The organism is Streptomyces sp. AK02-01A, from assembly GCF_033795305.1.
Taxonomy (GTDB): Bacteria; Actinomycetota; Actinomycetes; order Streptomycetales; family Streptomycetaceae; genus Streptomyces.
Genome location: NZ_JARBAE010000002.1, coordinates 523,417 through 544,096 on the forward strand (window position 1 = coordinate 523,417; position 20,680 = coordinate 544,096).

A 20,680-nucleotide genomic window follows, 5' to 3' on the forward strand; every position below is an offset into this window, starting at 1 on the left:
CTCCGGATCCGTGCCCAGGGCCGGATCCGGAGGCCGGCCGCACCGCGCACGGCCCGGTGCGGCGCAGGCACACCTTCCGTCCCATGCGTCAGCCAGACCATGCGTCAGCCAAGCAGTGCGTCAGCCAAGCAGTGCGTCAGCCGATCACATCGCTCCGAGCTCCGACAGGCGGCTCTTCCGGGCCGGGCGGCGCCACCCATGGCTCGGCCGCGACGGCGTGCAGCCGCCCGTGCTCGATCGCGAAGCGGGGCAGGGAAACGCCGAACGTTTCCGTGAGAGCGCTGAGCGCCTCGTACTCGTCATCGGGATCCAGAGCCGGACCGCCGGAGCCAGTCGCCGGAAAGAGGTCCTCCGGTGCGAGCGACCCGGGAAGCGTCCCCCATCGTTCGATCTCTCCGCCGCGCGCGGTGAATCCGTACACACGCCGCCCGTCCTCGGCATAGGAGAAATGGAAGGATCCTGGGAACGCGCCGGACAGGCCGCCACGCTCGACCCACACCGCGACGGACTTCGCGCCCCGCGAAACCGACTCGTCCACGCCGTTCAGCCGTCCCGGCCGAAAAGCCTCCGGGCGGCTCTCGAAGGCGAAACTCCAGCCGTCTCCACTCGATCCGAGCCGGGCCACACCATGCTCGTCACTCCCGTGTCGCGAGGAGAGGTCCCGCTCACCGGACGGCGCCAGCAGCGGACCCTTTCCTATTCGCCCGGCCAGCTCCTCCGGCGAGACGCCATGAACCAGGACGAAGCGATAGGAACCCGCCGGCTCCGCGGGCTCCTGATCGGCGAGCCAGGCCAACCCGTCCGGTTCCGGCGCCGCCTCCTCGCCGTCGTCCCACGCCGGCGCCTCTTCGGCCCGCTCGCCACGAGGCGTTTCCAGGATGTACCGACCGCGCTCCGGAGTGATCACCGGCCCGAGCAGCGGATCCGCGAGCAGTCCGACCGGAGCCACGTGCTCACTGCCATACGGCTGCCAGTCGGGCACCGCGGCCGCGACGGTGCGCCACGCCGCGTCCGTATCGCCCCAGCGCGCCTGCTCCCGCGCCACGGCGACGGCATCTCCGAAAGGGCCGGGCGGCTCGTACCGGAACGTAAGCTCGCCGATCTCCCGGAACACCGCCAGGGCCCGCTCCCGGTCCGCACCGTCATGAGGCTGAACGAACTCCGCCTCGCCACGGCGGGACCGGAGATGCTCCCGAGCGGCCAGCGGCAGGAACTCGTGCGCGTACAGCGGATCGTCCAGGCCTCCCGCGACACGGGAACTCACCTCACCGCCGCCCAGCATCGCCTCCACCTGGACGCGCAGCCCACGGGCGCGAACTCTGCCGGACTCCTCGGCCTCGGCGAACACATCGAGCTGACCGTCGATGTCATCACCGCCCAGACACGCCACCCGCGCTCCTTCGACGGCCGCGTCGAGCTCACGGGTCGTCTCATTCACAAACCCGGGCCTGTCTCCGTTCACCCGGTGGAAGTCCTTGAACAGCGCCTGCATAAGCTCCGTGAACGACTCGTAGCGATCCGGGTACTCGCCCGACCAGCCACGATGGACATAGGCGGCCCATTCACCGTCCGCGTTCACATCGCCCGGGTCGAGCAGGACGTCGGTCATGTCCGAGTCCAGGGACAACTGGAGCGCCCTGCCCCACATGCCGGCCGTCAGCACCTCCTCCTCGGAGGGACTCTCACCCAGGTCGCTCTCGTAGATCTCCTGAAGACCGCCCGGGTCCGCGTGCCAGTGCACACCCTCCGCCGTCCCCATCAGACGAACGGACGTCCCGGCGGGCCGCCAGCCGTCGGTGGCCGCCAGAAACGACCGGTAGGTCGGCGGCAGAGCCACGCCGAGCCGCTCCTCAAGAGCCTCGATCCGATCCTCGTCAGCGGGCGCGAACCCCAGCCATCGCTCCCGCGGGACCTGTTCGTCCGCGACTTCCTGCCCCAGCGCACCGGCGGAGTCGACCCAGTCCTCACTCCACCGCTCAAGGAAGGGCCGCCAGTTGTAGATCTTCATGGGCTCATCGTGCCAGCGCCCACTGACAGCCGGGCCCGCGCGGACATCCGGAGGCACCACTTCCGTCTACCGAGTACCGGGCCGGTGGTGCCGCCGGCCTGCGGCGGGAGAGGATGGAGCAGCAAGACGCGAGAGCGATGCCGAGTCGCGAGAGTGACGTCGAGTCGCGAGTAGTGATGCCGAGTTGGGAGAACGTCCATGACCACAGTCGCCGTCACTGGTGCCAATGGGAAGACCGGCCGTGTCGTCGTCGCGGATCTGCTGGAACACGGTTTCGACGTCCTGGCCGTGGACATCGCCGCCGGGCCCGGCGACCGGGACACCATGGCCAAGATCGGAGCACCGCTGCTGCGCGCGGACCTGACGGACTACGGACAAGCGGTCGACGCGCTGAGCGAGGCCGACACGGTGATCCACCTGGCCAATATCCCCGCGCCCGGCCTTTTTCCCGCCGCCCACACCCTGAACACCAACCTGGCGATGAACAACAACGTCTTCCTCGCCGCCGCGCACAACAAGCTGTCCCGGGTCGTGTGGGCGTCCAGCGAGACCACGCTCGGCCTGCCGTTCGACGTCCCGCCCCGCTACGCGCCGGTGGACGAGGACCACTACCCGTACCCGACCACGACCTACGCGCTGTCCAAGGTGGCGAGCGAGACCACCGCCCAGCACATCGCCGAATGGTCCGGCATCCCCTTCGTCGCGCTGCGCCTGTCCAACGTCCACCTCGAAGAGGACTACCACCTGGTGCCCGGTTACTGGGCCGACGCGCGGCTGCGGAAGTGGAACCTCTGGGGCTATATCGACGCCCGGGATGTCGCGGCGGCCTGCCGCCTCGCGCTCGCCGCGCCCGTGACCGGAGCGCCGAGCTTCGTCATCGCGGCGGCGGACACCATCATGGACCGGCCCTCCGCCGAACTGCTCGCCGAGGTGTTCCCAGAAGTGGAGCTCACCCGCGAGATCGGCACATACGGAACACTGCTGAGCATCGACCGCGCCCGCGAAGCACTGGGCTTCGTGCCGCGGCACTCCTGGCGCGACATCATCGACCGCTGACGACCCGGCCCGCCGCCGGGAGGACGAAGCCTCCCGGCGGCCGGGACCGAGAGAGTCCTCGCGAACCGCCGGTGCTCAGACCGCCCAGGCCTCCCGGGTCGTGGTCACGGCGGCCCCGGTGCGTGCCGACTCCATGATCGCCAGGCTGATCAGATGGTCCTGGCAGCCCTCGGCGAGCGGATACGGCTGCGGTCCCTCACCGCGCACCCAGGCACCGGTACGCCACAGCAGGTCAACGACGGCCAGATCGTCCTCGGAGAGGTTCGCGCCGACGAATTCGTTCCGGTACACCACCCGTCCGTCGAACGTGATGTGATGCAGCTCGACGCCCTCCAGATTGAGGTCGGTCCCGGTCCGGCGGCGGACCAGCGCGGACTCCACCGGGGTGCGCGGGTCGGCCATCCGCACCACGCTGTCGTCGATGATCTCGCCCAGCGAACCGCGCACCACCATGCGCCGTCCGCGCAACGGATTCCACCACTGGTTGTCCGTGAAGTCATACAGTCCCATCCGCCCGCCGAAGTCCAGGAACGCGAGAGTCGTCGAGGCGTCCTTGGGCGTCAGATCGCCGGACCACCCGTCCCTGGACAACGGATCGGCGAGCGGAGCGGTGAAGTCTTTGGCCGTCACCGTGGCGGATTCGAAGCCGGCTCCGAGCGTGTGCCGGATCAGGGACACCGCGTGGTACAGGTGCGTGGAGGACATCTGGACGGACGTCACCTCTCCGATCACTCCCTCCCGCAGCAGTGCGAGCCGGGCCGCGTGTCCCGCCATCAGCGGATACTGCTCCGCCACCTGCACCAGGCCGCTGCCACCGGTCTCACGCCACAGGTCCCGCAGCCCTTCGAGGTCCGACGCCGGAGGCGTCTCCGCCAGTACCGGCACCTCGCGGCGTACGAGATCCTTCGTCACCTCCGGAGTGACGGACCACGGCACGGACGGGATGACGAACTCCGGCCGCTCGGCGCCCGCCAGCAACTCGTCGACCGTGCGGTAGGCGGGCACTCCCCAGGACGCCTCCACCTCGGCGCCGCGCTCGGCGGACCGGCTCACCACACCGGTCACCGCGAAGCGGTCGGGCAGCTTACGCGCCAGACGGACAAAGAACTCCGACCGCCAGCCGCTGCCGACCAGGCCGAAGCGTACAGGTGCTGCGCTCACGTGATTCGCTCCTCGAAAGACGGGCCGTGGGGTAACGGCTCGGTGCACGATAGACGCCGCTCGGTTCTGTCGTGCCAGGCGGTACCGGGCGCGACAGAAGCAGATCACCGACGGCGTGGTTTCCCGTGGCCGCCGCGTCAATGCCCGTTTGAACGCCTGCCGTGCTCAGCCAGGAGCCACGTTCCGGGAATCACGTTGTCGGTGCCGGGTGCCAGACTGAGCGTCATGTCCGTCGCTGACCTGACCTTCGAACACTGGCGCGCTCTGGACCACGAGGCCGCCGCGCGACATGCCCGAGAGGCAGCCCGCCAGGTGGGCGGGCAGCTCGTCCATTTCGACAGCGCCCCGCACCTGGACGGCAGGCTCCACCGCGCGCTGGTCGAACGCGCGGGACAGCGTTTCGCTCTCATACCCGGTGGCGAGGTGACGGTCGGCTTCGATCCGGACGCCTGGCAGCCACTGGCCGAGCAGCTCGACTCCTACCGGACCGAGAGCCTGCGGGGCGGTTACGGCTTCGACCCCGATCCACGCGCCCATCTCGCCCAGTTCCTCACCGCGCGGCGCACGGTCACGGTTCCCACACTGCTGATCGCGGTCGAATCCCAACAACTCACCGAACTGCCCGATAGGGTCCCGGCGGCACTCGCCGGACAAGGTCTGCGGCTGCCCAGCCCGGACGAGTGGGAGCACGCCTGTGGCGCGGGAGTGGCGACACTGTTCCGCTGGGGGGACCACTGCCCGCTCGACAGCTTCCCGTACGGCGCCGGACGCGGACCCCAGCACCAGCCCAACGCCTTCGGCCTGCACATCGCCTACGACGTCTACCAGGCGGAGATGACCTCCGACCCGGCGTCGGTGTACGGCGGCGACGGCGGAGAGGCGGTATGCGGCGGATACGGCACCTTTGTCCAATGGCTGCCTCTCGCCACCGCCAACCGCAACCCCGCCATGGCGGAGTTCCTCAACGGCCCGGACGGCGCGGACATGTACGAGGAGTTCAGCACCCGCCCCGTCCTCGAACTCGCCTGACAGCCGCGCGATGTGAGCCCGGCCCGGAGGTCGTCTGTACGAGACCCTCCGGGAAACCCTCACAGGCACCCGCCTGATCGGCACGCTCCGGAGCCAATGACTCTATGAGAGACGGCGGTTGAGCTGTGACGCCTCTGTTGCCGGAACTGTGGGCTCCGTCACAGCCGTCGTGATCTTGGCCTGATGGACTCGGCCGATGGCATTCCTGCTTCTGCTGTTCGTTCCGGCCGGACTGATCTTGGCCTTCGCCTTCGCCGGCCATGGCTTCGGCACCCTCGGCCGGGTCGGCCTTCGGAGTGCCGACCGCCGGGTGTGGCTCAGGAGCCTCGCCGCCATCCTGGGCGCCGTCGCCATCGCGCTGTACACGTGGGGCCTGCTCCATGTCGTCGGGGCGGTCATGTCCGCGGCGGACGGCGGCGCCGACTCGGCACCGATCCGGTCCTGCCGCACACCCGGCTGGCAGGAGCGGACAATGGCCAACATGATCACCGACTACACGGTGAATTACCTGCCGCTCCAATTCGTCTGCGAGACGAATGACGGTGGAGACTACGCCACCGGCGCCGTTCCGGGTTACGTCAATCCGGCGGTCCTGGGCTTCGCGCTGGCCGCCGTCATCGCGCGCGCCGGGGCCCCGGGAGCGGAGCGCCGCACCGAGAAGGATCCGGCCGTGTAATACGGGAAGACGCTGCGTCCACTCGACGCGACGACCGGGCCGCTGGGCGCGATCCCGCTCAACTACCGGAAACCGTCTCGCCATCCGCGGAGCGAGGCAGGAGAAGCTGGGGAGACCGAGCAAGGGCCCGATGTTGGTGTCGCTGACGTGGGGCCGTCGGCGAAGAGAAGCTCGTACGGCAGGTGATCGTCGTCCGGAACCAGAGGAACATAGTCGGGGGCCGTACACGCGGCGATGGCCGGCAGCCGGGCGGCAGCTTCCTCCTCAGTCACAGGAGCGAGCCCGAGGGCGGCCAGGAGACGGTCGCGCTCGGCGTCGAAATCGGGCCGGTCGGCACGTAGATCCGATCCCAGCTCCGTCGGAGTGAAGCCCGCCGCCAGCTCATGCCAGAAAGGCAGTACCACGATCAGCGTGACGGCCTCCACGAGGTCAGCACCGATCAGCGTGGCCCGGCCCTCGGAGTCGGCGTACAGAACAGGCCGTTCCTCGGCTCCGGCTTTTCCACAGAGGAGATATGTGCCGCCGGCACCACAGCCCGCTATCGGGTGCAGTGGCGCCCCAAACGCCCTCTACCACCACTACGCGAGCGTGCCGCTCGACGCGGGCGAGAGCGTCAAAGCCCTCTCCGAGTATCTCGGCCACTCCGACCCGGGCTTCACGCCGCGCACGTACACGCACCTGATGCCCGCCGGCGAGGAGCGGACGAAGAAGGCCGTCGACCGCGCCCTGACGGCGGCGGTCGACGGCCTGACATCTCGGGGGAGCGCCCCCGTTGTGCTCCAGGCGGGGGCCTAAAGGGCATTACCGCAGGTCAGCGGTGCTTCGGCTTCGGCCTAGATGTCGAAGAAGTGCCACCCGCCCGCCGCTGACCTGCGACTTTCTGCTCAAACGCCCGCTGACCTGGCGTTTCATCCTTCGTGACCTTGCACGGATGCGGGGCATTTTTGACTCCCGTGTGCCCTGCATGTGCCCCCGACTCGGGTCCTAAGCTCTGTAGATTCTTACGCCTCAAGCCGGGACGTCTGAGGGCGAATCCATGAAGCCCAGATGGAAGGGATGAAAGCGGCTGGATCAGACGGCTCCGGTGCACTCGGGCTTCCGAGGGGACATTGGATCGTGGCCACAGGGGTGCACTGACACTCTGGGCCTGGCCGGGCAGGCGGACCTATAGGCCAAGGTCGCGGCGTTGGGAAGATAAGTGTATTGGGATGGCCGTGCCGTGGTGTTGACACCGCCGCCCTTAATTGACCGTTGGAGTCTATTCCTCGTGGGTCCGCGCAGACGTCTCGATGACATGCCTTGTGAGGCTCCTGAGAGCGTCTGCCTGCTGCTTTTGAGATCTGGCCGACTTCTTCGATTGCTCGGCAAGAACGTGCGTGCTCCATTCTAAAGATTCAGTGTCCAATCCGGTATTTCTCAGAATCTCAAGGTCAATAACGTAGGTCAGCGGCTCCATGACGCCGAAGGGTCCGCTGGCCTGGACCTTGACCGTGTAGAGGAGCGGAAGGTTTGAAGAGAACACTTTGTGGCCAACGTCCATGACGAACGGAAGTCGCCGACCAGGAGGCAGCGCAGCGATCTTCCTGGTAACCGCTTGGTTGAGAATGGCCTCTTTCTCCGCACCGAGAGTTGTCCGCAGAGGAGGGTCGACGGACAGTTGGACATCGCGGGCGAGAGTCGGCCCGATGTTTTCGATGACGAAAACTAGTAGCGATGACCCGGGTACTCTCGGCCGAATATCGGCGATGACGTATGGCTCTGCCTGTTCGCGTTGTGCTCGCTCAGTGAGAGCGTTTGCTCTCGCGGCTGCTTCGGTTTGCTTGTGGCTGTACTGAAAGGTGACGAGAGCGGAGGGAACCGAGATTACAAGTGCGATGAGCGCGACGACTGACGCGGTATCCATCTCCCGAGTCTACGGTCGAACTGAACCCAGACGACCTCCACGTGTGACGGCGTCCTAGCTAGGCCCCGATGCGCTCGGCGCCCTCCGGCCACACCACGTCGACCGGGATGCCTGCGGTGCGGGCGTCAACGACCACGTCGGCTGTGCCGCCGCCCTTGCCACCCGGTGGCTGGCCGTTCCAGACGGCGACCAAGCGGTCGGCGCGGTCCAGGAGTACGCGGTTGGCTGCCTCGTATGCCTCTCTGCCGGCCGTTTCGAAGGGCATGGTCAGTACTTCGTCGGCGGCCTCAATGAGCTTGTCGAATAGGGGAGCGTGCTGCGGCCTGACCTTTGTTCGGCGGTAGTCGTGCGAGGGGATCACCGCTACAAGACGGCCGCCGGCCGCGAGTACGGCTTCGGCGAAGAGGCTGTCCGATCCGGCGGCGATGCAGGACACCCCGACCAGATTCGGGCCCCGGTATCCGGCGAGCAGGTCTCGTACTGCGTCGCGGACCAAGGGGACCGATGCGTCCGTCAGGTCCATGTGGCCGGTTACGGCAAGCGTCGTCACAGCGGCTTCTTCCTCTTTCCCAAGCGGCTTCATCAGTCGGCGAGTTGTTCGCGGAGTCTGGCCCGAGCTTCCCGGACCGGGCGGGACGCGCCATGTCCGACGGTGTACGAGTAGAGCCACGCCATGCCCTCCCGTACACGTCCGGACTGCACCCGCTCGGCGACGTCCAGCGCGGCGTGGGTCTCCTGGCACCCGGCAGTCAGGTCCCCGCTGAGGAAGTAGACCTCCGCGAGACCGAGCCGGTCGAGGGCGTTGCTTCGGCCCGCCTCCGGGCCGCGCTGTGAGAGGGCCTGCCGGATTTCCTCACCTGCGCGGTTGGCGTGTGTACGAGGATCTTGCCGGGCGAGTTCCAGCAGTCGGCCGCCGGTGGTGCCGGCGAGTTCGGCTTCGTCGAAGTAGGCGATCCAGTGCGGCTCGGTCTGCTCGGGAGCGGCCTCGCCCAGGTCCTGTCGCGCCTGTTCGGTCGCCCGTGTGAACGCCGAGGTACGCCCGAGGGCGGCCAGTGCCCATGCCTCCCGGGTCCGAAGCATCGCCCTCACCCGGGGCCCGGCCACGTCGCGGGCGCCGTCCTGGGCCAGGCGAACGAGTTCGAGTGCGTCCTGTGGTCGGTTGCTGTACAGCATCTGACGGGCCATGCCCGCCAGCACGTTGGCGCCCCACAGACGGTCGCCGCCCGCGTGTGCGGCCCGCAGGGACAGCCGGTAGTAGTCCTGGGCCCGCCGTTGCAGGCCGCTGTCCCACGCCATGGTGGCTGCCGTCCCGGCAAGATGCGCGAGCACCCGGTAGAGCCGTACCTCGACCGCTGGGGCCTGGTGCTCGTCCAGTACGGTCGCGACTTCCGAAAGCTGACCAAGGACTCCTCGGCGGCGCAGTCCGCCGCCGTAGCGATGGTCCCATGCGCGAAACGCTTTCGCGGTCTCCTCCAACTGCTCGACGTCCCGCAGGCCCAGACGCCCTGGGCGGGTGCGCCGTCGGCCTTCCTCGCCCGGGTGCATCCACCCTTCCAGGCTGTTGAGGAGGGGGGCGCCGGACATGGCCGTGGCTGCGAGGGCACGGGCCAACGCTCGCCGGTCCATGGTCAGATCGGCTCGGGTGAGCCGGTCGGCGAGTTCGATCGTGGTGTGGGTCTGCCAAGGACTGTCCATACGCACAGGCACCTCCGCCGTCTCCGCTCGGGGCGGGGCCTCGGTCTCCCATGGACGCGGGGCGAGGCCGATGAAGTCGCCGGGAACGCGCAGTCCGTCGGCGATGCGCGCCAGCACCTCGTACGAGGTGACCTGCGTGCTGCCGGACATGCTGGTGGCCGCCACCGGCCGCCACCAGCGTATTACCGCCGCGATAACACCTGCCGGTACTACTCCCGGATCTCCGGTCCGCCGAACCTGGATTGGTGACGAAACCCATCCGAACCGATCGGCCCTCCAACCCCGAGTGCGACCCTGCCCGGCTTACTGATCCTCTGAGTTGGGCCAGGAAGGTCGTGGATCATGCCCACCAACCAGTTCTCCAGACCAGTCGTCACGTCAACAAGGTGATGGCCATCCGGATTGGCGACGCGTCGCTCGTGGCGTATGTCCGGCATGCCGTGCGGGAGGCGTTACGGGCCTGGGACCTGTCCGAACTGGCCGACACGGTCGTGCTGGTCGCGTCCGAATTGGTGGGTAACGCGCTACGGCATGGAAAGACCACGGAGATTCCGGTGCGGTTGACGATCGACGGCTCGAACGTGGTGTTGGAGGTTGCCGACGACTCCGACGTCGAACCGTCGGTCGAGGCAACGGGGGCGGAGGACGAAGACGGTCGCGGCCTCTTGCTGGTCGCCGCGCTCGCCGACGCGTGGGGCAGCGAACCCCGCGACGGCGGGGGGAAGTCGGTCTGGGCCAGGTTCGCCGCCGACGTGGGCGGGGCGGCATAGGCGTCCGCGGCCTGATGCCAGCGCATTTGCTGGTTGTTGCTGGGGCTGACCCCCGGCTCGTGCCTGGACGTATGTGGGACGAGGGCTGCATGGCGGCACGCCGATTCCCGGCCGAGCGCAGGGACAGTCTCCAATGCATGTCTCCCTCAGTCAGCCATCGCCCATCTTTGGATCACATCTATTGAGAGAAGAACAGCAGCGTCATGACGACGAAGCCGGATCACCGAGGCACGGTGCACGGACGTAAGGCCGCGCTTCCTGCATCCCGAGGGTTTGCGCGGCCGGAGTTGGTGCCGTACATCACCCGGTGGAGCGAGGAGGGGGAAGCCAGTATGCCGGTGGTGGCTCGCCGGAACGGTCGAGGCATCGCGTACGCCGATGAGCGGTCGTACGACCGGGACGCGAACGGCGTCCTCTGGACCCGCACTCCTTCACAGCCGGGCCGGGGCCGGCCGGAGTACGGAAACGTGCACAGCCTGCGGCAGCGGCTGGCCATGAGTCGTCTCCTGTGTCAGATCTGCGGCAAGCCCGCCGACCGTAACCCCGACGGGGTGCTGTGGCTGCTCGATGCAGACGCGCAGGAACCCGAATTGTGGCAAGAGGAAGAGCACACCACTCATCCACCGGTTTGTCTGCCCTGCGCCGCCCAATCGGCTGCGGCCTGTCCTCACCTGCGTCGCCGGTACGTGGCCTTGCGGGTAAGGGCCTTCGCTTTGTCCGGTGTTCACGGCGCGCTCTATCAGCGGGGCGAAACCCTGCCCGTGCCTGTCGATGTCACGGGACTCCGCTTCGGCGACCCACGGATGCCGTGGATGCGGGGCGGTCAACTCGTCATGCATCTCAGTGATTTCACGACAACCGACCTGCAAATCGGAACTGGACCGGGCGAGCTGGCAGAGATCTCGTCGGGGCGCTCTGGATGACTTCGATCGCGACAACATGCTCTGCCGGGGCAAGGACTCCTTACCCCACAGCTTGCTCCGCCGGGGCCATGCGTGGCGGGGTACCGTGACCCCTCCCTTTGCGGTCCGATGGGCGTGGTGGTGTCGCACCCGTCCCAGTCGTTGCGTGCCTGGTCAGCGCAGGTACGTGTGGAAGCCTGCTCTCGCGCGGGCAGGCGTTGTCCCCATCAAGCCCGAGGGCGAGAACTGCGGCGAGGCCCGCAGCGATGGCATGCACGCTCTCCGCCACCACTACGCGAGCGTGCCGCTCGACGCGGGCGAGAGCGTCAAAGCCCTCTCCGAGTACCTGGGCCACTCCGACCCGGGCTTCACGCCGCGCACGTACACGCACCTGATGCCCGCCGGCGAGGAGCGGACGAAGAAGGCCGTCGACCGCGCCCTGACGGCGGCGGTCGACGGCCTGACATCTCGGGGGAGTGCCCCCGTTGTGCCCCAGGCGGCGGCCTAAAGGGCATTACCGCAGGTCAGCGGTGCTTCGGCCTAGATGTCGAAGTACAGCTCGAACTCGTGCGGGTGCGGGCGGAGCTGGATCGGCGCGATTTCCTTGGTGCGCTTGTAGTCGATCCACGTGTCGATCAGGTCCGCCGTGAAGACGCCACCCGCCTGCAGGTACTCGTTGTCCGACTCCAGCGCTTCGAGGACCGCGGGCAGCGAGGTCGGGACCTGGGGGACGCCGGCGTGCTCCTCGGGAGCGAGCTCGTAGAGGTCCTTGTCGATCGGCTCGGCCGGCTCGATCTTGTTCTTGATGCCGTCCAGGCCGGCCAGGAGCAGCGCGGAGAAGGCCAGGTACGGGTTGGAGGACGGGTCCGGGGCGCGGAATTCGACGCGCTTGGCCTTCGGGTTCGAGCCCGTGATCGGGATGCGCATCGCGGCGGAGCGGTTGCGCTGCGAGTAGACCAGGTTGACCGGGGCCTCGAAGCCGGGGACCAGGCGGTGGTACGAGTTCACCGTCGGGTTGGTGAAGGCCAGCAGCGACGGCGCGTGCTTGAGGATGCCGCCGATGTAGTACCGGGCGGTGTCCGAGAGGCCCGCGTAGCCCTGCTCGTCGTAGAACAGCGGGCTGCCGCCCTGCCACAGGGACTGGTGGACGTGCATGCCCGAGCCGTTGTCGCCGAAGATCGGCTTCGGCATGAAGGTCGCGGTCTTGCCGTTGCGCCAGGCGACGTTCTTCACGATGTACTTGAAGAGCATCAGGTCGTCGGCCGCGGCGAGCAGCGTGTTGAACTTGTAGTTGATCTCCGCCTGGCCGGCGGTGCCGACCTCGTGGTGCTGGCGCTCGACCTGAAGGCCGGACGCCTCCAGCTCCAGGGAGATCTCCGCGCGCAGGTCGGCGAAGTGGTCGACCGGCGGGGCCGGGAAGTAGCCGCCCTTGTAGCGGACCTTGTAGCCGCGGTTGTCCTCGATCGCACCGGTGTTCCAGGCGCCGGCCTCGGAGTCGATGTGGTAGAAGCCCTCGTTCGCGGTGGTGTTGAAACGCACGCTGTCGAAGACGTAGAACTCGGCCTCGGGGCCGAAGTACGCGGTGTCCGCCACGCCGGTGGAGGCGAGGTACGCCTCGGCCTTCTTGGCGATGTTCCGCGGGTCGCGGCTGTACTGCTCGCCCGTGATCGGGTCGTGGATGAAGAAGTTGATGTTCAGCGTCTTGTCACGGCGGAACGGGTCGACCCGGGCGGTCGACAGGTCCGCGCGCAGCGCCATGTCCGACTCGTGGATGGCCTGGAAGCCACGAATGGAGGAGCCGTCGAAGGCCAGCTCTTCCACCGGATCGAACGCCTTCGCCGGGATCGTGAAGTGCTGCATCACGCCAGGCAGGTCGCAGAAGCGGACGTCGACGAACTTGACGTCCTCGTCCGCGATGAACTTCTTGGCCTCGTCGGCGTTCTGGAACATCCAGCTCCTCCTCCTCCCGTCCCGGGGTGGGGCGGGGGTTGTCGCTCGGTCGTGCGGCCAGTGCGGTGGCACACGTTGGACCCAACTTAGGTTTCCGGGGTTTCTCAAGCATGACTCATTTGTTTCGCAGAAGTTAACCGGCCCGGGTGGGCGCCGGGCGCACGCCGGGCCGCACATGCCCCCTTACCCCCGTCCCGAGGGTGCGAATACGGCCGCAGTACCGTGGTCGGGTGGATAACAGGCAAGCAATCGGATCGTGGCTCTCCGGGCCGCGCGCGGCAGCCGAGGACATGGGCGTCGACTTCGGCTACCGGGGCGAGCGGCTCGGTCTGCCGGAGAACGGGCCGGGCTCCGTCGCCCCGCTCGGCCGGCGCTTCGGTGCCCTGATGGTCGACTGGGCGCTGTGCGTACTGATCGCATACGGATTGCTGGCCAGAGGTGACTGGCAGGCGTCCGGGAACTGGGCGCTCGGCATCCTCCTCGTACTGAGCCTGCTTACCGTCGGTACGGTCGGCTCCACTCCCGGCAAGCGGCTCTTCGGCCTGCGCGTCGTCGCCGAGGACGGCGGCCGGCTCGGCCTGGGCCGCGTGCTCGTACGCAGCGTGCTGCTGTGCGTGGCCGTCCCGGCCCTCGTCTGGGACCGCGACGGCCGTGGCCTCCACGACCGCCTGGCCCGCGCCGTACAGGTACGGATCTAGGGTCTGTCGCGAAAGTCCCGCCCGGCCCGCGAGGCCCGGCACGCCCGCTCGCCGCGTTGTCGGAGCCGTCCGAGTCGTCCGGGCGGACGGCGCTGCTTTCGCAACATGCCCCAGTGGCGCCACAGCCCGCAGACGTCAAGAGGGCGGTCCGGAACCGAGTTCCGGACCGCCCTCTTATGTGTGGATTTATGCGTGGATGAGATCAGCGCATCTTTCCGCCGCGTGGCATCCGCATGCCCTTCGGCATCGGACCCTTCGGCAGCGGCATATTGCTCATCAGGTCGCCCATGGCCCGCAGCCGGTCGTTGGCCACCGTCACCTGCGGGCCCGCCAGCACTCGCGGCAGCTTCAGCATGGTCGTACGGACCTTCTTCAGCGGCACCTGGCCCTCGCCGTCGCCGACGATGATGTCGTGCACCGGTACGTCCACGACGATGCGGGCCATCTTCCGCTTCTCGGCCGCCAGCAGGTTCTTCAGCCGGTTCGGATTGCCCTCGGCGACCAGCACGATGCCCGCCTTGCCGACGGCCCGGTGGACGACGTCCTGGCTGCGGTTCATCGCCACCGCCGGTGTCGTGGTCCAGCCACGGCCCACGTTCTGCAGGACGGCCGCCGCAGCGCCCGGCTGGCCCTCCATCTGCCCGAAGGCGGCACGTTCGGCACGGCGGCCGAAGATGATCGCCATCGCGAGAAACGCCAGGATGAAGCCCAGGATGCCCAGATAGATCGGGTGGTTGATCAAGAAGCCGATCGCGAGGAAGACACCGAAGGTGACGATTCCCACACCCGCGACGACAAGACCGACCTTCGAGTCGGCCTGCCGGGTCATCTTGTAGGTAAGGGCGATCTGCTTCAGTCGCCCGGGGTTCGCAGCAGAGTCTGCGTTTTCCTTCCTCGCCATGCCCAGAGTTTACGTGGCGTGGGAAGTGTGGTCCGACACGGCCTCCAGAACGTGCTGTGCCTCGACCCGGTCCTTGGCCCGGCGGCGGTCCTCCAGGACGGCCGTCCAGGCGTTACGGCGGGCTGTGCGCTGGCCGCCGCTGAGGAGCAGGGACTCCACGGCGCGCAGCGCGGTGGAGACGGAGGGCAGCACAGGGGTGATGCGTGTGGTCGCCGTCACCGCTTCGGTGACGGGTCGGGCCGGCGCGACCTGCATGATGGCGGTCCCCTCAGGAGCGGTGGTGACGAGCGTACGAGCTGCGTGCAAGCAGCCTTACTCATCGGTGTTACCAGGGCGTGACCGACCGGTCAAACGGCAATGAAACCTTGATGCGCGGCCCGGAAACGCTGACGCGGCCCGTACACCACCCCCGACCTGGGAGGAGGGTACGGACCGCGTCACGACTGCGTTCTACTGCTGAGTAGCCTCTTGTGCTCAGATTCACACAGCCCGGATCGGCACGGCTCACACGGCCTGGCCGGCGACCGCCGCGCCACGCCGCTCGACCGCCTGCTGGTACAGCCGTCCCGCGCGGTACGAAGAACGCACCAGCGGTCCCGACATCACACCGGAGAAGCCGATGGCCTCGGCCTCGTCCTTCAGCTCCACGAACTCGTGCGGCTTCACCCAGCGCTCGACCGGATGGTGCCGTACGGACGGACGCAGATACTGCGTGATCGTGATCAGCTCGCAACCCGCGTCGTGCAGATCACGCAGCGCCTCACTGACCTCCGCGCGCTCCTCGCCCATGCCCAGGATCAGGTTGGACTTGGTGACCAGTCCCGCCTCGCGGGCGCGCGTGATGACGTCGAGCGAGCGGTCGTAACGGAATCCCGGACGGATCCGCTTGAAGATCCGCGGCACCGTCTCGACATTGTGCGCGAGCACCTCGGGCCGGGAGGAGAAGACCTCGGCGAGCTGCTCGGGCACGGCGTTGAAGTCAGGGATGAGCAGCTCGACCTTGGTGCCGCCGGCCGCGCGCTCCGCCGTCATGGCGTGGATCTGGCGGACGGTCTCCGCGTACAGCCAGGCACCGCCGTCTTCCACGTCGTCGCGGGCGACGCCGGTGATGGTGGCGTAGTTCAGGTCCATCGTGACAACGGACTCACCCACCCGGCGCGGCTCGTCACGGTCCAGCGCCTGCGGCTTGCCCGTGTCGATCTGGCAGAAGTCACAGCGCCGGGTGCACTGGTCGCCGCCGATGAGGAAGGTGGCCTCGCGGTCCTCCCAGCATTCGAAGATGTTCGGACAGCCGGCCTCCTGGCAGACCGTGTGCAGACCCTCGCTCTTCACGAGCTTCTGCAACTGGTTGTACTCGGGGCCCATTTTCGCCCGAGTCTTGATCCACTCGGGCTTGCGCTCGATGGGGGTCTGGCTGTTCCGGACCTCCAGGCGCAGCATCTTGCGTCCGTCGGGTGCGACAGCGGACACGTCCGGCACCTCTCTCTGCTGGCGCGGCATTCGATTCTTCGGCGAATACCAGGTTACGCCCGTTGTTTACGTGGCATTACGTCTGGCCAACCGGCGGCCGTCGGGGCGCATTCCCTCCGATGGCCGCGGTGCCTCAGACGCTCGCGTGCTCGATCTCGCGCGGCTTCGGCTCCGCGTGCTCCAGCACGTCCCGCAGATGGCGCTCCACCACCGGGAGGACCTCCGCGATCGTGATCTCACGGCCGAGCTCGGACGAGAGCGATGTCACGCCCGCGTCCCGGATCCCGCACGGCACGATCCGGTCGAACCAGGTGTTGTCCGGGTTCACGTTCAGCGAGAAGCCGTGCATCGTCACGCCCTTGGCGACCCGGATGCCGATCGCCGCGAGCTTGCGGTCCTCCCGGCGCTGGCCGGCGTTGGACGGCGCGTACTCCGGGCCGTTCAGCCGCGGATCGAACTCCTCGTCCCGCAGCCGTGGATCGAAGTCCAGCGAGAGTCCGCCCGGCGCGGGACGGCTCTCCACCGGATCACCGAGCACCCACACGCCACTGCGCCCCTCGACCCGCGTCGTCTCCAGGCCGAACTCCGCGGCCGTGCGGATCAGGGCGTCTTCGAGGCGGCGGACATGCGCGACGACATCCACGGGCCGCGGCAGCTTGAGGATCGGATAGCCGACGAGCTGGCCGGGACCGTGCCAGGTGATCTTCCCGCCGCGGTCCACGTCGATGACGGGCGTGCCGTCCAGCGGACGCTCACTGTCCGCGGTGCGCCGGCCCGCCGTGTACACCGGCGTGTGTTCCAGCAGCAGACAGGTGTCCGGAACCTCTTCCGCGAAGCGGGCCGCGTGCACCCGGCGCTGCTCCTGCCATGCCTCCTGGTAGTCGACGGAATCCTCGCCGAACCCCAGATGGACGTACCGCAGCTCACCCACGGCAGTGCCTCCTTAGAACCCTTCATCGTGCGCCGTCAGTACCTTCAACGTGCACGGGTCGCGCTCTCGCAACTGTACGGCGGCTCCCGGCGGAGAGGCCGGGCAGGTGCTCTCCGGCCCCTTCCGCCGCGCTCGCGTCAGCGGTGGCTCGATCCTCACACGATCGGATGAATGTGGGACGAAGGTGACGGTGAGGGCGGTTTGTACCGCTAAATTCGCGCCGTTCCATGAGGGCTGCTCACCGGGCCCGGAAGGCAGGAGACCGTACAGCTGATGTCGGAACGACCTCCGCAGCGAATCCCCAACCGCCAGCTCGCCGCACTCATCGCAGAAGCCGGATTCTCCAACGCAGGTCTCGCCCGCCGGGTGGATCAGCTCGGCCTCGAACACGGCCTCGATCTGCGGTACGACAAGACATCGGTGACGCGCTGGCTGCGCGGGCAGCAACCACGCGGCACCACACCCGCGCTGATCGCCGAGGTCTTCACCCGCCGGCTCGGTCGCCGGCTCTCCGCACAGGACCTGGGTCTGGACGCCTGCGCCCCGGTCTACGCGGGCCTCGAATTCGCGTCCACACCCGAGGAAGCCGTCGACATCGTCGCGGGACTGTGGCGCAAGGACTCCGGCAGCCACAGCGAACTGCGCAAGATCGCGTTCACTCCGGCGGGCCTGGTCATTCCCAGTCGCGACTGGCTGATCGGACGCGCCGACGACCGCGTCGGCAGCCCCGGCCTCGTCGCGCACAACAACACCCGCGTCCCCGCCCAGTCTCGGCCCGAGGCCCCGGCGGTCCCGCGCTCGCGCACCGAACGCGCGGTCGGCCAGAAAGTGACGGCCGGAGACATCTCCGCACTCCGCTCGGTCGGCGACCTCTTCCGCACCCTCGACCAGACCTACGGCGGCGGCCATGCCCGCCACGCCCTCGTCCGCTATCTCGAACACGAGGCCGAACCGATGCTCCGCGGCCTGTACGGCGAGAGCGTCGGCCGGCGTCTCTTCGCCGCGGCCGCCGATCTGACCCGGCTGGCGGGCTGGACCGCGTACGACATCGCGGCACACGGCCTCGCCCAGCGCTACTTCGTCCAGGCCCTGCGGCTCGCCCAGGCGGCCGGCGACCGGGCCTACGGCTCGTACGTCCTGACCACCATGAGCCGCCAGGCCGTCTACCTCGGCCACGGCCGTGAGGCGGTGCAGCTCACCCGCGTCGCCCAGCAAGGAGTCGGCGCGTCCGCGCCGCCGGTGGTCCAGGCGCTGCTGCACTCCGCCGAGGCCCGCGGGCATGGTGTCCTCGGCGACGTACGGGCGTGCACCGCCGCGCTCGTACGGGCCGAACGCGCGCTGGAGACGGCCCGGCCCGGCGACGACGTACCGCACTGGGCGCGCTTCTTCGACGAGGCGCAGCTCGCCGACGAGTTCGGGCACTGCTACCGCGATCTGCAGCAGTACCGCGCGTCCGTGCAGCACGCCGAGCGCTCGCTCCAGCTACGCGCCCCCGTGTACGCCCGCAGCCGCCTCTTCTGCCGCGTTGTGCTCGCCTGTGGCCGGCTCGGCCTCGGCGAGCTGGACCAGGCGTGCCTGCTGGGCGCGGAGGCGGCCCAGGCGGCCACCGAGATGCGTTCGGCGCGAGCCGTGGAGTACGTACGGGACTTCGAGCGGCGGCTGGAGCCGTACCGGGACGCCGCGGCCGTACGGAACTACCGCGACCGGACCGCGGCGTTCGGCTGAGCCCGGCGGACCGAGCCGCCGCCCGGTCACGGCCGGACGGCGGCCCGGGCTATGCCACGGCCGGCAGCGGGACCGTGCCGTACGAGGGCTTCACACCCAGGTCGCCGAGGACCGCGTGGGCGGCCCGGCGGCCCGAGAACAGCGCGCCCTGGACCGTGCTCGTGTCCCGGTGGTCGCCGCACACATACAGACCGGACAGCAGCCGGACCGGACGGCGCGGATCGTGCGGCGGAGGCATCGCCGGTACCGCCTCCGGGTCGTGATGGACGGCCAGCAGCTCCCAGTCGCCGGTCGGCGTCCCGTACAGCCGTGCGAGATGCGCGCGGACCGTGCGGTCCAGCTCGGCGGCCGGCGGCGGGGTGCCGAGCACCGTCGACGAGATCAGCACCCGGCCGTCCGGCGCGCGCGAGGCGTCGACCGCGCTCATCACGGCGGTGTGCGCCACCGGTCCACTCCGCTCCGCGTCCAGCAACAGCGCCGGATCGGTCAACGGCGGCTTCGGCGCGGTGTGATGAAGGACCGTCACGGCGTGGAAGTCCGGCATCCGCAGCCCCGGCAGCAACTCGGCCGCGGCGCGCGCGCCGGTGGCCAGCACCAGCGCGCGGCAAGCGATCTCACCGTGCTCCTTGGTGGTGACGCAGTTGATCGAGGTGTCCGTGACGCACACCTCCTTCCGTACGGTGCCCTGCGGCAGCGCCCGCTCAAGCAGCTCCGGCAGCGTCGCGGCGCCGCCCGCGGTCACACACAGCCGGCCTCGCGCGAAGGCGCGCAGCGCGAGGTCGGCGTACCGGCTCGACGTGGTGAGTCCGGGATCGCAGAGCAGTGCGGACAGCAGCGGGCGGACAAAGCCGTTGACGGTACGGACGGGCAGGCCGCGGGCGGACAGCGCGTCCAGCGCGGTGCGTTCGGGATGGGCCAGCAGACGCGGTGTCGGCATCGTCGCGATGCGGCCGAGAGCCGCGCCGATCCGCGCCTGATCGAGCGCGCCGCCGAGCGCTGGACGGGGGGCGCTCGCCAGGGCGCGTGCCGCGGTCAGTGCGCTCCGCGCGCTACCGACCGCACCGGTCCGGTAGTTCCGGCCGTCACTGTGCACGAGCACGCCCGGCGAGAACAACCGCAGGACGCCGCCCTCCAGCCCCGGCGTCCGGTGCAGCTCCGGATAGGAGGTGTTGAGCAACTGTCCGCTCCGGTCGAGGCGGAAACCGTCGACCTGGTCCGTGGCCATGCGACCGCCGACGTACGAGGCGGCCTCCAGGACACTGACTGTGACGCCTGCGCTGGTCAGATGGTGAGCCGCCGACAGACCTGCGACTCCGGCTCCGATGATGACGACGTCCGCGTGGTGTGCGCTGCTGAGCACGTGCCCCTCCCCGAGGTCGGCGCGGCTGGTGGGGAGCTGATGCCTGGACCAGCTCCCGGTCGAGAGTAGAAAGGGAACGGGCGCGGGGCGGACGCGCGTGGGCGGGGGCACCGATGCATGAGGGGCGCGGTGTCGCCGTCCGGCGGGGGTTGCGGGTGCGGGTCGCCGTCCGGCGGGGGTTGCGGGTGCGGGCGGTGGTGGCGGCGGGCGGTGGGCCTCCGGCGGTGCGTTGTCCCGGCGGGGTTGTTGTTCGGGTGCGGGTGCCGGGGGCGCCGGAGGTGGTGTCCGGACTGCATGATTTACGGCGCGCTCGGGCGGTCGTGAGGTCGTCCGGGATGCCGCGCCGCAAATCACGCTTTACGTCCGGTCACCATCCTCCTGTGCCCCCGTCCCCCTCCCGCCGGTGGTCCTGCCGGTCACGACCGCCTCCGGCTGGTGGGGTGGG

Annotated in this window: 19 protein-coding genes and 1 pseudogene; 9 read left to right on the forward strand and 11 right to left on the reverse strand. The window is 68.9% G+C overall.

Features of this window, described 5'->3' with window-relative positions; genetic code table 11:
• Window positions 1-136 precede the first annotated feature (136 nt).
• The gene (locus PV679_RS04730; protein ID WP_319678541.1) at window positions 137-2,008 is read right to left on the reverse strand and encodes an SMI1/KNR4 family protein; all 1,872 of its coding nucleotides are present in this window, start codon (window positions 2,006-2,008) and stop codon (window positions 137-139) included.
• Window positions 2,009-2,206: 198 nt separating this feature from the next.
• On the opposite strand from PV679_RS04730, the gene PV679_RS04735 reads away from it, so the two are divergent.
• Window positions 2,207-3,064 carry an NAD(P)-dependent oxidoreductase gene (locus PV679_RS04735; RefSeq protein ID WP_319678540.1) on the forward strand — a complete coding sequence of 286 codons (858 nt, stop codon included), beginning with the start codon at window positions 2,207-2,209 and terminating at the stop codon, window positions 3,062-3,064.
• Window positions 3,065-3,139: 75 nt separating this feature from the next.
• Here the strand turns inward: PV679_RS04735 and PV679_RS04740 are convergent, their stop codons facing one another.
• Entirely contained in the window at window positions 3,140-4,225 is a 1,086-nt protein-coding gene (locus PV679_RS04740) for a Gfo/Idh/MocA family protein (RefSeq protein ID WP_319678539.1), read from the reverse strand.
• Between the two features lie 225 nt (window positions 4,226-4,450).
• Between PV679_RS04740 and PV679_RS04745 the strand changes: the two genes are divergently transcribed.
• The 3 genes and pseudogenes from PV679_RS04745 to PV679_RS04755 all read left to right on the forward strand — a co-directional run.
• Entirely contained in the window at window positions 4,451-5,254 is an 804-nt protein-coding gene (locus tag PV679_RS04745; protein ID WP_319678538.1) for a hypothetical protein, read from the forward strand.
• A 196-nt stretch (window positions 5,255-5,450) separates the two neighbouring features.
• The gene (locus tag PV679_RS04750; protein WP_319678537.1) at window positions 5,451-5,930 is read left to right on the forward strand and encodes a hypothetical protein; all 480 of its coding nucleotides are present in this window, start codon (window positions 5,451-5,453) and stop codon (window positions 5,928-5,930) included.
• A gap of 564 nt (window positions 5,931-6,494) precedes the next feature.
• Window positions 6,495-6,725 (forward strand): annotated as a pseudogene (locus PV679_RS04755) (integrase); the annotation flags it as partial.
• A gap of 463 nt (window positions 6,726-7,188) precedes the next feature.
• On the opposite strand, the gene PV679_RS04760 reads toward PV679_RS04755, so the two are convergent.
• The 3 genes from PV679_RS04760 to PV679_RS04770 are packed head-to-tail and all read right to left on the reverse strand — an operon-like array spanning window position 7,189 to window position 9,678.
• Window positions 7,189-7,833 carry a hypothetical protein gene (locus tag PV679_RS04760; protein WP_319678536.1) on the reverse strand — a complete coding sequence of 215 codons (645 nt, stop codon included), beginning with the start codon at window positions 7,831-7,833 and terminating at the stop codon, window positions 7,189-7,191.
• Window positions 7,834-7,891: 58 nt separating this feature from the next.
• On the reverse strand, window positions 7,892-8,383 hold the full coding sequence (locus tag PV679_RS04765; RefSeq protein WP_319678535.1) for a hypothetical protein: 492 nt from the start codon (window positions 8,381-8,383) through the stop codon (window positions 7,892-7,894).
• Window positions 8,384-8,415: 32 nt separating this feature from the next.
• Window positions 8,416-9,678, reverse strand: a complete 1,263-nt coding sequence (locus tag PV679_RS04770) for a hypothetical protein (protein ID WP_319678534.1) — start codon at window positions 9,676-9,678, stop codon at window positions 8,416-8,418.
• Window positions 9,679-9,863: 185 nt separating this feature from the next.
• Between PV679_RS04770 and PV679_RS04775 the strand changes: the two genes are divergently transcribed.
• The 3 genes from PV679_RS04775 (at window position 9,864) to PV679_RS04785 (ending at window position 11,708) form a co-directional block, all read left to right on the forward strand.
• Complete coding sequence (locus tag PV679_RS04775) at window positions 9,864-10,298, forward strand: ATP-binding protein (RefSeq protein ID WP_319678533.1); 435 nt, start codon at window positions 9,864-9,866, stop codon at window positions 10,296-10,298.
• Window positions 10,299-10,501: 203 nt separating this feature from the next.
• Window positions 10,502-11,221, forward strand: coding sequence for a hypothetical protein (locus PV679_RS04780; RefSeq protein WP_319678532.1), 720 nt, complete (start codon window positions 10,502-10,504; stop codon window positions 11,219-11,221).
• A 166-nt stretch (window positions 11,222-11,387) separates the two neighbouring features.
• Entirely contained in the window at window positions 11,388-11,708 is a 321-nt protein-coding gene (locus PV679_RS04785; RefSeq protein WP_319678531.1) for an integrase, read from the forward strand.
• Window positions 11,709-11,740: 32 nt separating this feature from the next.
• Here PV679_RS04785 and glnA read toward each other — a convergent pair whose 3' ends face one another.
• Entirely contained in the window at window positions 11,741-13,150 is a 1,410-nt protein-coding gene (gene glnA, locus PV679_RS04790) for a type I glutamate--ammonia ligase (protein WP_319678530.1), read from the reverse strand.
• A 230-nt stretch (window positions 13,151-13,380) separates the two neighbouring features.
• Here glnA and PV679_RS04795 point away from each other — a divergent pair, with 230 nt between their 5' ends.
• On the forward strand, window positions 13,381-13,848 hold the full coding sequence (locus tag PV679_RS04795; RefSeq protein ID WP_319678529.1) for an RDD family protein: 468 nt from the start codon (window positions 13,381-13,383) through the stop codon (window positions 13,846-13,848).
• A gap of 202 nt (window positions 13,849-14,050) precedes the next feature.
• Here the strand turns inward: PV679_RS04795 and PV679_RS04800 are convergent, their stop codons facing one another.
• The 4 genes from PV679_RS04800 to lipB all read right to left on the reverse strand — a co-directional run bounded on the left by PV679_RS04800 (window position 14,051) and on the right by lipB (window position 17,150).
• Complete coding sequence (locus PV679_RS04800; RefSeq protein WP_319678528.1) at window positions 14,051-14,749, reverse strand: DUF4191 domain-containing protein; 699 nt, start codon at window positions 14,747-14,749, stop codon at window positions 14,051-14,053.
• A gap of 9 nt (window positions 14,750-14,758) precedes the next feature.
• Window positions 14,759-15,004, reverse strand: a complete 246-nt coding sequence (locus PV679_RS04805) for a hypothetical protein (protein WP_319678736.1) — start codon at window positions 15,002-15,004, stop codon at window positions 14,759-14,761.
• A 249-nt stretch (window positions 15,005-15,253) separates the two neighbouring features.
• Complete coding sequence (gene lipA / locus PV679_RS04810; RefSeq protein ID WP_319678527.1) at window positions 15,254-16,219, reverse strand: lipoyl synthase; 966 nt, start codon at window positions 16,217-16,219, stop codon at window positions 15,254-15,256.
• Window positions 16,220-16,352: 133 nt separating this feature from the next.
• Entirely contained in the window at window positions 16,353-17,150 is a 798-nt protein-coding gene (gene lipB, locus PV679_RS04815) for a lipoyl(octanoyl) transferase LipB (protein ID WP_319678526.1), read from the reverse strand.
• A 273-nt stretch (window positions 17,151-17,423) separates the two neighbouring features.
• Here lipB and PV679_RS04820 point away from each other — a divergent pair, with 273 nt between their 5' ends.
• Window positions 17,424-18,875, forward strand: a complete 1,452-nt coding sequence (locus PV679_RS04820) for a regulator (RefSeq protein WP_319678525.1) — start codon at window positions 17,424-17,426, stop codon at window positions 18,873-18,875.
• Between the two features lie 49 nt (window positions 18,876-18,924).
• Here the strand turns inward: PV679_RS04820 and PV679_RS04825 are convergent, their stop codons facing one another.
• The gene (locus PV679_RS04825; RefSeq protein ID WP_319678524.1) at window positions 18,925-20,235 is read right to left on the reverse strand and encodes an NAD(P)/FAD-dependent oxidoreductase; all 1,311 of its coding nucleotides are present in this window, start codon (window positions 20,233-20,235) and stop codon (window positions 18,925-18,927) included.
• Between the last annotated feature and the right edge of the window lie 445 nt (window positions 20,236-20,680).